Origin of the sequence: Candidatus Vagococcus giribetii (assembly GCF_017316185.1) — a bacterium.
Taxonomy (GTDB): domain Bacteria; phylum Bacillota; class Bacilli; order Lactobacillales; family Vagococcaceae; genus Vagococcus; species Vagococcus giribetii.
Map to the genome: position 1 here is coordinate 345 of NZ_JAFLVX010000014.1, position 13,970 is coordinate 14,314.

Genomic DNA, 13,970 nt, shown 5'->3' on the forward strand with positions numbered 1-13,970 from the left:
CAAATAAAGAACTGGCATCGATTGGCTATCAAGATATAGCCAAACAATACCAGTATATACACTTAAACTATTGAACCGCCGTATACGGAACCGTACGTACGGTGGTGTGAGAGGGGCAAAGAGTTATTACTTAACTTTTTCCTCTACTCGATTGTAAAAAATAAATAACATCCTTTAATAAAACATTTAAAGCTATTTCGTTTACTATGTTAATCTCCTGATGTTAAAATGATTAAAAGTGACAAAAATATATCGCTTTATTAGAAAAGGGGAGTTTTTTTATGAAAAAGAGCAATTGGTTAACAGGTAGTGTTGTCACAATAACATTATTAAACACTGTATTTCCCGCAGTAAATGTTTCTGCTAATGTGATGTTAGAAAAAGAAACTTTAAATGAAGCAAAATCATTAAAAAATAAAAGTCCGTTGATGTTGAAAAGTGATGCTTATTTAAACAAACTTAGTCAATACAATCAAAAAAAGGCTAACTATGAAGCTAAGATTAGTGAGATGGAGACAAAGAAAGCGTCTCTTGAGGCTAAAAAAAGTAACTATGAAGAAATGACTTTGGCTTACGAAGAAGAATTACTAACATATAAAAACGAGTTAGCAATTTATAAAGTTAGTAGTATGGACGAATACGAAGAAGTCACCAAAACATTAAAGCCTAAAATAGAAGAATATGAAAAACAAATAGATGCTTACAAAAACAAATTAACCAATTATGAAACGATGCTAAAGGATTATGAAGACATGCTAGCTACGTATAGTAAAGAATCTGAAGCCTATCAAGAAGCTTTAGCAAACTATGACGTATTACTTGCTGATTATCAAGAGGCAAAGGTGCATTTTGACCTAGTTTCAGCTGAGTATGACAAATTACTTCTTTCATACAATGAAGACTTAGCAACTTATCAAAAAGCTGTTAAAGATCTTGAAAATGAAATCGCTATCTATGAAGAAGAAGTTATCAAAAAGTATCAAAAAAATCTTGATGCATATGGTGAAGAATTAAGTCAATACGAAGAGCAACTAACCAGTTATACAGAGAATTTAAAAGAGTACAAAGAGCAATTAGCGGCAATTGAAGCTGATTTATTACCATATAAATCTAGATTAGCCGATTATGAACAAGAGTTGTTTGATCAAAAGGAAGCATTAAGTTTATATGATCAAAAGGCTGCATCTTATGATGCTAAATTAGACGAGTACGACCAAAAGTTGTCTGACTATCAGATTGAGCTAGAAGCTTATAATCAAGAGAAACGAGCTTATGAGGCAGAACTAAGTAGGTCAGAATCGTTTATTTTAGATGCTCAAAAAAACATTGAGCAATATGAGGAGCAAGCGACTTCTTATCAAGCGAGACTATCAAGATATGAGAAAGATATCGATGAGTACAAAATTTTAGCTAATAACTATCAAGAAGAAAAAGCTCCTTATGAAGAACAATTGCGTATTTATCAAGAGGAGTTGGATCAGTATACTGGCTTAGTACAAGAGAGTGAGCAAAAATTAACTAAGTATCGACAGGAAAAAGAGATTTATCAGAAACAATTAGCCTTATACGAAGAGCAATTAGAAGCGTATAAGCAGTCTGATCAGAAAGCTTATGAAGAGATTCTTGAAAAGTATAATACGACTAAAGCTTCCTATGATGCAGTTAATAAGACCTTTGAAGAAGAATCTAGTCATTTAAAACAACTTGAAGTAAAGCAAAATGAGCTAGTGACGAAACACAAACAGTTAGAAGATACCTACACACCTCTTCGAACAAAATATGAGGAAGCAACTAGTCTTTATCAAGCAAAACAAAAAGAATACGAGAATTTACTTCAAGAATTTCTTTCTGTTACCACATCTCGTGATGAACTTGAAGTGGAGCTAGCAGCAGCTAGAGAGGAAGTTAAGACATTAACAGCTAAATATCATGAAGTAGACTCGTTGTATCAAGAAAAGAAACAAGTCTCAGATAATTTACTGATTGAAAAAGATAATCTACTAACTGAGTATGATGAGCTAAACCGTATGTACCAACCATTGAAAACTCAAAATGCTAGGTTGTTAAAAGAATACAATGCCTTGTTAGAAGAGTTTAACCGATTGCATGCATTAGCCAATAGCTTAGAGAATGCCTATGATACAACGAGTGAAGAACGTGAACGCTTATTAGATGAGTATGAGTCAGTAAAACAAAGTTATGATCAAACTGTAGAGGCATATAATCAAGCTAATATAGAGAAGGATAAGTTGGCGAATCAACTATCTGACTTGATTGTAATGGCTAATGGAGTCAATCAAAAACTGAGCCTAGTAAAAAAAGAAAAAGAAAAAACATCTAATGAGTATAAGGAAGCTCATGCAAGTTATTTAGTTACGTTAGGTGCCTATGAAGAGACTGAGGCTTTATTGAATCAAGCTAAAGTGACTAATCAAGCTATTCAAGTGGATTATGATGCTTTAAAAGTTTCTTATGATGAGACGCAAGTGATTTATCAAGACACAACTAATCAGTACAATGAATTAATTGAAGAGTACCGCAAAGCTATCAAACAATATGAAGAGCTGACTCTAGAGTATGAAGCGATAAAATTATCTTATGATAGTAGTTTGAAAAGATACAATGAATTGAGAGTGCAGGGTAAACAGTTAAATACAGAATTGAAACAAGTTTCTAAAGAACTGCTTATCTTGAAAAAAGAGTACTATATTTTATCAGCGACATACAAGTCATTGTTATCAGATTTCAATAAGATGGAGACAGTCTATCAATCAGAGATGGATGCTTATGAAGAAGGCATAAAAGAAAAATTGAAGGTTGAACAAAATTATTCAGTAGTTAGTCAATCTTATCAAGAAACCAAAAGAATTATAGAAGAGAGCTTAGCAATTATAAATGAATTAGTCTTGCTTTCACAATCATTTCCAATTGAAGAAAGTAAAGAATCAAACAGTAATAAAGAAGAACTAGCTAACTTTAGTCAGAATTGGAGCGCTCAATTTAGCAAAGCATCTCAAGCTAAAAATGATCTATTAACAGCTATTGATCAGTATCAAGTAGTTTTGGACACGTTTAATGCGTCAAATAGTCAAGCTGAAAACTCCCCAGTAGAGGCAATAAAAAGTCCTTTTTCTAAGGAGTTATTTGAAGCTAATTTTGAAGAGTATGATAAATGGTATCAGTCCTCATTGGTTGCTTATAATGATAATGTAGAAATGACGCAACTATCCAAGGGTTTAAAAGAAAAAAATCAAGAGATTAATGATTTGGTAAAAGAAGTGATTAGTATAACGGAGGAGAGCTCTAGAGAAACGACTGATAAACTAGGAGAGGTTAGTTCAATTCCTAAGAACACGTATTTTCAATATAAAAACCAATACTTCAATTTGTTTACGAATGAAAAAATAGAGGAAATACTTGCTATTTTATCTGGTAATCAAGTCATTGTTGAGGAAACATTAAATGAATTATTGCCTAAAGATTCCAATGCTCTTGAGTTTAATTTAAAACTTATAAAAGAGGCTGTTGAGGTATTTAATAGAGATGTAGAGACAATAAAAAGTAAAGATGCGACCTTCAATATAGAAACAATTGATTTAGATGATAACAAAAATAATGTGGCGAGAGCCTATAATGAATTATCAGATTATTTAAGTGTTCAAATTAATCCTAATTCGGAAGAAGCAGATGCGTTCTCAGTCTTATATAGCGAAACCGCACGCAAGAATACAGCAAACTTTGAGGGATCAAAAAAGCAAGCAAATAAGATGTCTGATGAGGAGTTTATTGATCGTTATGTTGATGGAATCACAGAACCAGGAGTTAGACCTGTTGAAGAGTTTACTGAAAATGATAAAATATATCAAACTATTTTCTTTGCTGGTGGTGCCTTCCACTCTATTGAAGTAGCACCATACACATTCTTTTTTAAAGGAAAAGATTTAGTAGATGCTAACGTTACGTATAAAGATATCGAAAAGGTGAATGCCTTAGATATTGATGTTGAAGAGGCGAAACCTAAAGAAGTAACAGTTCCGGAGTTACCGATTTGGCCAGGCGAGTTAGTAAAACCTGTTCCAGTGACTAATGTTGAGTTAACTTTCACTCAAGTTAAATTTCCTGAAAAACCTGAGGAACCTTTGTTAGGTGAAGCGTTAACTTCTATTGAAGAGGTGAGTGAACCAAAAGAGGCTGAAAAAATAGATAATTTTGAAGATAGTCTTGATAAACCAATTGATGTTATTGACGTAAATGACCCAGTTGATTTTACTGAAAGCATCATTGAGATGCCCAAAGATGTTGAACTACCCGTTGAACCAGACAAACCTGAAATAGTCCCTCCTTTGGGTGATTTTGATGCTCCTAGTGGGAGTTTAGATGAATCAAAAGAAGTTACTAAACCAGGAGATGTGACTGTTCCTGAGAAGGTAGATTTACCTGACTTAGAGTTGAAAGATCCTACAATTATTACCAAACCAGGAGAAATAGCACTGATAGAGCCAATTGAAAAACCAATTTTACCGAATGAAATAGGTGAGATTGAGGGGGTTAAGGAACCAGAAAAACCTGTGAAGCCAACAGACCCGACAGACCCAGTAGATCAAGCTGAGCCGACAAATCCAACAGATTCAAAACAACCAAAAGAGGTAAGTGCTGGTAAGAGAACGAATAGTTCTCAAGGAAATATGGTATTACCTAAAACAGGACAAGCTTCAGGTTTTATAGCTTCAATGACTGGACTTCTTGCAATGGTAAGTGGACTTTGGGTCTTTAGAAAGAAACACTAAAGCCCAGTAAGAAAAAAATATCCAATAAATAAGGATTCACTATGCAAGCATTATGACATAGTGAATTCTTTTTTTTATTACCTGTTAGCTAGGTTTGAGAGGTTATGAGTAGTTAGTGCTAGGATCTTTTCATATTTCCTTGAAGTTACTAGTAGGAACAGGTATATTTTAAGTATTGAAAAAATTAAAACGATTACAAGGAGAGCTTATGTTTCTTTTGATTGATAATTACGATTCATTTGTTTACAATTTAGCTTCGTATGTTGAGGAGCTGGGAGAGAAGATTGAGGTAATGAGAGTTGATGAGGTAGATTTTCATCAGTTAGATCAACGAATTTCAAATCTTGATGGGCTTATTATTTCACCAGGACCTAAACGCCCAGAAGATGCAGTAGAGTCATTAAAGGTATTAGATCGTTATCAGGATAAGTTACCCATTTTAGGAGTATGTTTAGGTCATCAGGTAATGGGGCACTACTACGGTGGGCAAGTGAAAAAAGGTAAGAAGCCTGTTCACGGGAAGGTATCACTGGTTAGTCATACACAGCATGAGATGTTTGAGAAGGTGCCAGAATCTTTTAAAGTGACGAGATATCATTCACTTTCTTTAGTAGAAGAGAGTATGCCAGATTGTTTAGAAGTAACGGCGAAAAGCGAAGATGGTGTGATTATGGGGATTGCTCATAAATCTAAGCCGATATACGGCGTGCAGTATCATCCGGAAGCTTTGTTAACAGAATATGGTCATCAGGTGTTACAAAATTTTATTAATCAATGTAAAAAAGGAGCCCGCTAGTCATGACAAGTGTTCGCTACTATGAAAAGTATCCTAGTATTTCAACTGTGTTTGATCTTTTTTCGACAACGCCTTATGCGGTTTTTTTAGATTCTTCTCTTCAAAATAAGTTGGGACAGTATTCTATTATAGGTTTGAATCCTTATTTGATATTAGAAAGTAAAAATCAGGTGGTTAGGGCAAATGGAGAAATCAGTTCTGAATCACTTGAATACCTAATGAATCAGCAGATGGCTACAGAAAATCAAGAGAATCTGGAAGAATTACCCTTAGTAACAGGTGCTATTGGTTATTATTCTTACGACTATGGTATGGAGAAGATGGGAGTTTCTTCTAGGCACGAAGATCTGATTGGTGTTCAAGAGGCAATTTTTTGCTTTTACGATTGTTTTATCATTGAAGACCATCAAAAAGGTAGATTAGCTGTAATTTCTAACGGAAAGCTAAAAGAGACTGAAACGCAATTAAATGAATTAGAAGAATTGATTTTTGCACAAGAGGAAGTAACTTACTGCTTAGAAAATTCTAGTAGCCATGAGATGAGTGTTACGACTAATATGGAGCAAGAGGCTTATGTGAAAGCAATTAAGCGAGTGATTGACTATATTTATGAAGGTGATATCTACGTGATGAATTTAACTCGTCAGTTAGTGATTGATAGTCAAATTAAGCCTTATGAGTTATTTAAGAAGTTAAGAGAGATTAATCCGTCGCCATTTGGTGGGTATTTAAATTATCCCGACTTTCAAGTGGTTTCCTCATCTCCTGAGCGTTTTATTGAAGTTAAGGATCGCGTGGTGACTACTAGACCAATCAAGGGAACTAGAAAAAGGGGACAAACAAAAGAGGAAGACAAGGCGTTAAAAGCAGATTTGGAGAATTCTGAAAAAGAGAAAAGTGAATTGTTGATGGTAGTCGACTTACAGCGAAATGATTTAAACAAAGTGTGCCAAGCTGGATCAGTCAAAGTACCTAATCTTTTCTTTGTTGAGCCTTATGCCACTGTCTTTCATTTAGTGGCTGATGTTCAGGGGCGTTTGAAAGAGGGAGTCTCAACAGTTGATTTACTCGCATCAGTGTCACCAGGAGGCTCAATAACTGGCAATCCTAAATACAGAGCAATGGAGATTATTGATGAGTTAGAAGAAAGTAGAAGAGGTCTCTATACAGGCTCTATGGGCTATATATCAGCAACAGGTGATAGTGATTTTAATATTATCATTAGAACAGCTATTGCTAAAGAGGGCAAGTTCCATCTAGGTATAGGTGGAGGAATCACCTCTGAGTCAATTCCTTTAGATGAATTTGAAGAGACGAATCAAAAGGCGAAAGCGATTGTCGAAAGTTTTAGAAGATAGAGATGAGGAATAGATATGCAGTTAGATGAAGGATTCTATTTTGGTTTAGGGGCTTTTGAAACGTTGTGTGTCCATCAAAAAAAAATTGTTTTTTTAGAAGAGCATCTAAAAAGGCTTAGAAAAACTTTATTATTTTTAGGTATTAAGCAACCTCTTACAAGTCAAGAGTTGATGGATTATGTTAGTAAACAAGACAAGGAAAGTTTTGTTTTGAAAGTGGCCATCTCAGCAGAAAACAAATTATTCTCTATTAGAGATAATCCCTATACAAAAGAGATGTACGAAACAGGCTTTGACATCAAGTTGTCTGATAATCGTCGTAATGCTTATTCACCTTTTGTTTATCATAAAACCTTGAATTACGGGGATAACATCATGGAAAATCGTTTGGCAAAAAAAGAAGGGTATCAGGAGGTTCTCTTCTTAAATACAGAAGGCTTAGTTAGTGAATGCAGTACTGCCAATATCTTTTTTGTTAAAAATAAACAGATATACACACCGAAAATTGAGAATGGTTTGTTACCAGGTATCTTGAGAGAGTATGTATTGAAGGCGTATTCTGTGATTGAGAAAGATCTATCCTTATCTGATATAGAACACATGGAAGAAGCTTTTGTGACCAATTCTGTTCTTGGGATTATGCCAGTGTGTCGTATTGGACAAACAAAATTTCCTTCTATCAAAGAGAGTCAAAAAATGGCAGAAAAATATGTTGAGTCAATAAGTTATTAAATAACTAAAGGAAAAAGCTGATAAGCCCACTACAGGTTTTATCAGCTTTTTAGCATGCCTTCTTATTCAACAGAAACAAGATTAATCTTAGAAACACCTTCAATGGCTTCTATTTGATTTAACAAGTCTTGAATGGGTATTTGTAAGTCTTTAATATCTAAACTTATCAGAACGTTAGCTTTCTTTTGAATGGGAATATTTTGATTAATGGTCAAAACACTTCCGCCATTTTCTGAGATTACTTTTAAGACGTAAGACAGAATGCCTTTTTTATCCGACAAGACAAAAGAGATAAGAGCTTTTCTTTCTAGTGTCATGTCTTGAGTAGAAAACACATGGTCTTTGTATTTATAATACGCACTACGAGAAATGCCAACGTGTTTAATCGCATCGCTCACATGGTTAAATTCTCCTGTGTCTAAACTTTTTTTAACAGCAATCACTTTTGAAAAAACATCTGGTAACATGGCTTCATCTACGATTAAATAGTTTGTTAACATTGTGTCGCTCCTTCCAAATCACTATTAACTTTATAACATTTCCACTGATGTTTCAATTCTTTTAGTTGGTCATTGAGTGAGTCTATATCGATTTTTTCTTGAGCAATAGCAAGTAGTGTCGGCCCGCTTCCTGAAACGAGGACAGTTAAAGCGCCTGCTTGTTTGGTTAGATCTGATACGATGTTGACCTCGTGAATCAGTTGTTTTCGGTAAGGTTCGTGTAGTTTGTCTGTCATTACTTCTTGTAACAATGGCCCGTCTCCACTCGTTAAAGCTTGAGTCGCAAATAAGAGTTTGCTTTGATTAGAAACAGCATCTGTAAAGTCAATCTTTTCTGGTAGGAGTTCCCTAGCTATTTCAGTAGAAGTTCTAAAATCAGGTATGAGAACCAAGAACTTATAAGAAGAGTGAAGGGGAAATCTTGATGTATAAAGAATTTGATCCCCTTGATAAGAGGCAACTAGTCCGCCGATTAAAGCAGGGGCAACATTGTCAGGATGACCTTCTATTTTTGTACAAAGGGCTAAAGCTTTTTCTTGATTAACAGGGTGACCAGCTAAGGCGTAAGCTCCTAATACCCCAGCAACAACACAAGCTGAGCTACTACCTAAGCCTCGCTCAAGAGGAATATCACTCTTTATCACAAGTTTAATAGGAGACGGCTTTATCCCTAGTTCTGTCATGGCTTCTATGTAAGCCTGATAGACTAGATTGTTTTCATTTTGATACTCAGTAGGGCAACCTGAAATCTGCAAGGACTTTGATGGTTTAAAGTAAAAGTAAGAATAGATATCTAGAGCCATACCTAAACAGTCAAAACCAACGCCCAAATTAGCAGTTGTTGCGGGAACTTTGATACATATCATTGGCTAATCTCCTTTCCCATGAGTCAAAACGTAATGGCTCATTTCTTCTGTAGAGATACAGTCATTAAAAAGAATCGGTAACTCAAGAAGTTCAGCTAAATTATCTGGAACAGGGACACCTGTTTCTCTTTCTAGAAGGCTCATACGAGAAAATAAGTCATCAGTCGCATTGTCTTCAGATAGATTCAAAGCGTCTAACACACTTTCCGTAAATTTATAAGGCGACGCTGTGGCTAAGACAATTTGTTTGTAGCCAAATTCTTCTTGTTCTTTCATAACTTTGTAAGCTACAGCAGTATGAGGATCTAATAAATAATCATGCTCTTTGTAGACGGATTGAATTGTTTGTTTAACTTCTTCATCTGTCGCATATCCTGAACGAAATGTTTGTTGGATTTCTTTTAATGTATCTGAATCTACAGAAAAATAACCATGAGTAGCAAGTTTATCCATCCACTGATTAATTAAGTCACTATCTTGTCCACTTACTTCAAAAAGGAGTCTTTCTAGATTAGACGAGATTAAAATGTCCATACTAGGGGAAGTGGTCATCAGAAAATCACGTCTGGCATCATAGATGCCTGTTTGTAAGAAATCATGTAGAACCTTGTTTTCATTAGACGCACAAACAAGGTGACGTATGGGAAGACCTAGTTTTTTAGCATAAAAGCCAGCAAGAATATTACCGAAATTCCCAGTTGGAACAATAAAATCAACGGACTCATCTACTTGAATCTCCTGATTGTTAACAAGCTGAGAATAAGCGTAAAAATAATAAACAATTTGAGGAATAAGTCGCCCAATGTTGACTGAGTTCGCACTAGATAATTGAATGTTCACTTGATCAAATTCAGCGATTATTTCTGAGTTGTTGAAGAGTTGTTTGATCTGAGTCTGAGCGTCATCAAAATTACCATCAATCCCGCAAACTCTAAGATTGTTCCCAACTTGTGTTTGCATTTGTAATTTTTGAATCGAAGAGACACCCTCATTCGGGAAAAAGACCATGATATCAATGGCCTTATTATCTTTGAAGCCCTCAAGCGCTGCTTTACCAGTGTCGCCACTTGTTGCTGTTAAAATCAGAATTTTTTTTGCCTCATTCTGAATACTTAGAGAATGGTCCATAAAATGAGGCAAAATAGAAAGAGCCACATCTTTAAACGCATTGGTTGGTCCATGAAATAGCTCTAAAACAAAGTCATCACCAACTTGTTTCAGAGGAGTGATGTCTTTTGTTGTAAATTTATCTTCATAAGCAAGTTGAACACATTCTTTGATAGCATCATGGCTAAAGTCTGTCAAAAATAATCGGAAAATTGTCTGAGCCATTTCTTGATAATTGAGATTAACAATATCAGCAACATTTATATGATGATCAGGAAAATTCCTAAGAACGAATAAACCGCCATCAGGACTAAGTCCTTGAAGGATAGCTTGACTTGCTGTCATGTTTATATGATTAGATCGTGTACTTCGATAAATAGTTGTCATAAATAAAACCCCTTGTTTTTTGATATTCCTTATGATAGTATATCCATCATACAAATACAAGTGTTTTTATCAGGAGGACAAATTAATGAATGTTGCTATTTTAGGTTATGGTGTAGTCGGCTCAGGTGTTGAAACAATTATTTCAGAACAATTAGGTGATAAAGAACCTATTAAAGTGGTCAAAATATGGAACAGACCCAATAAAACGAAACAAATTCCTTACTTCGTCTCAGACATTGAGGAGATTATTAATGATCCATCTATTGAGTGTGTGGTGGAAGCTTTGAATGGCATTCACCCAGCGTATGAGCATATTATGGCTTGTTTAAAAAAAGGAAAGCATGTCGTTAGCGCTAATAAAGCGGTTGTTGCTGCATTTTTTGAAGAGTTTCAACAAGTTGCTCATGACAATCAGGTTTACTTCAAGTATGAGGCAAGTGTAGGTGGTGGGATTCCTTGGATAAAAGAGTTAAAACGCGCCAAACGAACAGACGCCATTTCTTCTATTTCTGGGATTTTAAATGGGACATCGAATTATATTTTATCAACGATGGCAAAAGCTCACTTATCTTTTTCAGATGTGCTACTTGACGCTCAAGAATTAGGTTACGCAGAAGCAGATCCAAGTGCAGATATTGATGGATTTGATATCTTAAACAAACTCATTATTTCAAGTTACGTGGCATTTGAAGCAAGAGTCAAACCAGATGATTTCTTACGCCTAAGCATGAGGGGCGTGACGTTAGAAGATAGTCAATATTTTCATAATTTAGGTTACGAGTTGAAATATCTTGGCACTGCAAATGTTGAGAACGAGTCACTTGAAGGAGATGTGATGTTGACTGCTTGTTCTAAACAGAGCTTAGAAGCTAATACATCTTTAAATTACAATTGCGTCTCTCTTGTAGGAGAAACAATCGGTACTTTAAGTTTTTATGGGCAAGGTGCAGGTCAACTGCCAACTGCTCATAGCATGGTGCAAGATTTGCTAGATATTACTAATGAGTCTCATCAAATCAAGTTAAATTCAGTGAAGGATATCTCCAATAAAGGACTTAAAACGTATCAATTTGTTGTGAGAAGTCAACAATCTATCCCAGAGAGCTTTGTGAAGAGAGAAGACCAAGGCTATTGTTATTTACTACCGATGTCTCAATTAAGATTTAAAGAAGTTGTTATGCCTTTATTAGAGGAAACGGATTTAGTTGTTAAAATGGAAGAGTTAAGAGGTGAGTGTGGTGATTAAAGTAGCTAAGTTTGGTGGCAGTAGTGTTGCTAATAGTGCGCAATTAAAGAAAGTCAAAGGGATTGTTGAAGCAGACTCTTCTCGAAAAATAATTGTTACTAGTGCTAGTGGTAAAGAAAACGGTGAGGATCATAAAATAACTGATTTACTGTATTTATGTTATGAGCATAAACGCTACGGTATGCCGATTGATATGATGTTTAACTTGATTCAGGAAAAACTATTAACTATTCAACGTGAATTGTCTTTAGATAACACAATTGATGAGGATATACAGGCTCTTTATGAGGCTTTAAAAGGGCCAATCGAGCTAGATTATTTAATTAGTCGAGGAGAATTTTTAACGGGAAAATTACTTAGTCGCTACCTAGGCTTTCGTTTTATTGATGCAAAGGAGATGATATTTTTTAAATACAATGGAGAATTTGATTATCCGAAAATGGTTGAGGCCTTTCAAAAGTTAGAACCTATTGAAACTGGCGTTGTGATACCTGGCTTTTATGGTAGCTTACCAAATGGGGATATTCGTTTAATGACTCGCGGAGGAAGTGATATTACAGGAAGTATTTTGGCTAATGTGGCTGAGGCAGAGCGCTATGAAAATTGGACAGACGTTTCAGGTATCTTAAAAGCTGATCCAAGACTAGTCAAACAACCCAAACAAATTGATATTATAACTTATGAAGAGTTAAGAGAGTTATCCTATATGGGAGCTTCAGTGATCCATGAAGAGGCAGTTTATCCAGTTAAGGATAAAAATATTCCTATTTATATCCTTAATACCAACGAACCTGAGAATAAGGGCACGATTATTTTAAACAAGGTGGCGATTGAAAAAAGGCAAGCTATTACAGGCATTGCTGGCAAACAGGATTTTTCAATTTTAACTGTTGTTAAAGAGCATATGTCCGATGAGTTCGGAACAATTAGAAAAGCCATTGAAGTGTTGGAAAGTTTTCATATCAAGGTGGAGCAAATTTCGACTGCTATTGATCGTTTCTCATTAGTGGTTGATTCTGAGCAGTTGAAACCAGTTCTTTATGAGGTAGTTGCTCAGATAAAAGAAATCTGTCAGGCTAACCAAGTGAACGTTAGTCACGAATTATCTCTTATTACTGTAGTATCGAGATTTATGAAAGAGAAAACAGGTATGAGTGGTCGCGTATTTGAGGCATTAGGGAAAGAAAAAATCAATATTTCTTTAATCTCTCAAACAGGAGACGAGACTAATATTATCATTGCTGTTAGTAATCAAGATTACCGAAAAACAATCAGAACTATTTATCAGGAATTCGAGGGAGCAGCTTGATTTGAATTTGAAAGACACTCTCTAACTAATGGAGAGTGTTTTTTTGTCTGACGTCATTTATTCATCTATGCTATAATGCTTCATTGTAGGAACGACTAGAATAAATTGTAAGAGGAAGAGTATGATGTCAAAAGTAACGTATCGCTTAATAAAAAAAGAAGACTACAAGTCTATATCCAAATTAATAGAAGAAGCTTTTCATCTAGGTGATTTAATCTCGGATAAAAGTTTATTAACAATTTTTACTAAAAAATATTTATATGATTGTTTATCTGAAGCGACATACATTGAAGTAGCTGAGCTTAATAACCAAGTTGTAGGTGTTATTATGGGAAAAGCAGATTCAAAATACAGTTACTTAAAACATAGCAATTATTATGCGCAAGTTATGATGCAACAATTCAAAATTTTTCTTCATCCTAGTAAGAAAGAGTTGAGTAGTTACAATGATTTATTAACTATTTATGATGAGTTTTATGAGAAGCATAAAGAGAAATTTGATGGCGTTTTAACTCTATTTGCTGTGAATGAGACTTGTCGTGGCTATGGAATAGGTAAACAACTTTTAAAAGATTTAATGAGTTATTTAGAAGAATCTCAGGTGAAACGAATCTATCTTTTTACTGATAGTACGTGTAACTATGGTTTTTATGAGTATCATGATTTTAATAGATTAGAAGAGAAGCCTATTACGTTTAATACATCAGATAAGCCTAAGACGATGAGCGTTTATTTTTACGAACGTTTATTGACTAGTTGTTCATAAAGAAGAAAAAACCATTTTAAAGGTACCTTTTGTTATTTTAAATGAGAAAAGTTATCATTTGTTCAGTAAATGTGCTATACTGACAAGAAATATGGTGATTGGCAGGAGATAAAGAT

At 34.8% G+C, this 13,970-nt stretch carries 10 protein-coding genes; 7 read left to right on the forward strand and 3 right to left on the reverse strand.

Translation table 11 applies throughout. From position 1 onward, the window contains the following. Positions 1–281: 281 nt before the first annotated feature. The 4 genes from DOK76_RS04270 (at position 282) to DOK76_RS04285 (ending at position 7,673) form a co-directional block, all read left to right on the forward strand. Positions 282–4,787: an LPXTG cell wall anchor domain-containing protein gene (locus tag DOK76_RS04270; RefSeq protein ID WP_206965226.1), complete on the forward strand. Its 4,506-nt coding sequence runs from the start codon at positions 282–284 to the stop codon at positions 4,785–4,787. 208 nt (positions 4,788–4,995) lie between these two features. Continuing rightward, positions 4,996–5,583 carry an anthranilate synthase component II gene (locus tag DOK76_RS04275; RefSeq protein WP_206965227.1) on the forward strand — a complete coding sequence of 196 codons (588 nt, stop codon included), beginning with the start codon at positions 4,996–4,998 and terminating at the stop codon, positions 5,581–5,583. A 2-nt stretch (positions 5,584–5,585) separates the two neighbouring features. After that, on the forward strand, positions 5,586–6,941 hold the full coding sequence (gene pabB, locus DOK76_RS04280; RefSeq protein WP_206965228.1) for an aminodeoxychorismate synthase component I: 1,356 nt from the start codon (positions 5,586–5,588) through the stop codon (positions 6,939–6,941). Between the two features lie 15 nt (positions 6,942–6,956). Then, positions 6,957–7,673, forward strand: a complete 717-nt coding sequence (locus DOK76_RS04285) for an aminotransferase class IV (protein WP_206965229.1) — start codon at positions 6,957–6,959, stop codon at positions 7,671–7,673. Between the two features lie 62 nt (positions 7,674–7,735). On the opposite strand, the gene DOK76_RS04290 is transcribed toward DOK76_RS04285, so the two are convergent. Genes DOK76_RS04290 through thrC form a run of 3 tightly spaced genes read right to left on the reverse strand, consistent with a single transcriptional unit; the run spans position 7,736 to position 10,533 of the window. Next, on the reverse strand, positions 7,736–8,173 hold the full coding sequence (locus DOK76_RS04290) for an ACT domain-containing protein (RefSeq protein WP_206965230.1): 438 nt from the start codon (positions 8,171–8,173) through the stop codon (positions 7,736–7,738). Continuing rightward, positions 8,167–9,039 carry a homoserine kinase gene (gene thrB, locus DOK76_RS04295; RefSeq protein ID WP_206965231.1) on the reverse strand — a complete coding sequence of 291 codons (873 nt, stop codon included), beginning with the start codon at positions 9,037–9,039 and terminating at the stop codon, positions 8,167–8,169. Before thrB ends, DOK76_RS04290 begins: the two co-directional genes overlap by 7 nt. A 3-nt stretch (positions 9,040–9,042) precedes the next feature. Further along, the gene (gene thrC / locus DOK76_RS04300) at positions 9,043–10,533 is read right to left on the reverse strand and encodes a threonine synthase (protein WP_206965233.1); all 1,491 of its coding nucleotides are present in this window, start codon (positions 10,531–10,533) and stop codon (positions 9,043–9,045) included. A gap of 85 nt (positions 10,534–10,618) precedes the next feature. Here thrC and DOK76_RS04305 point away from each other — a divergent pair, with 85 nt between their 5' ends. The 3 genes from DOK76_RS04305 (at position 10,619) to DOK76_RS04315 (ending at position 13,854) form a co-directional block, all read left to right on the forward strand. Then, entirely contained in the window at positions 10,619–11,779 is a 1,161-nt protein-coding gene (locus DOK76_RS04305; protein ID WP_206965235.1) for a homoserine dehydrogenase, read from the forward strand. Then, positions 11,769–13,088, forward strand: a complete 1,320-nt coding sequence (locus tag DOK76_RS04310; RefSeq protein WP_370590091.1) for an aspartate kinase — start codon at positions 11,769–11,771, stop codon at positions 13,086–13,088. The genes DOK76_RS04305 and DOK76_RS04310 overlap by 11 nt, the downstream gene beginning before the upstream one ends. Positions 13,089–13,209: 121 nt before the next feature. Next, a complete protein-coding gene (locus tag DOK76_RS04315; protein ID WP_206965236.1) occupies positions 13,210–13,854 on the forward strand; it encodes a GNAT family N-acetyltransferase in 645 nt (214 codons plus the stop codon). The last annotated feature ends 116 nt before the right edge of the window (positions 13,855–13,970 follow it).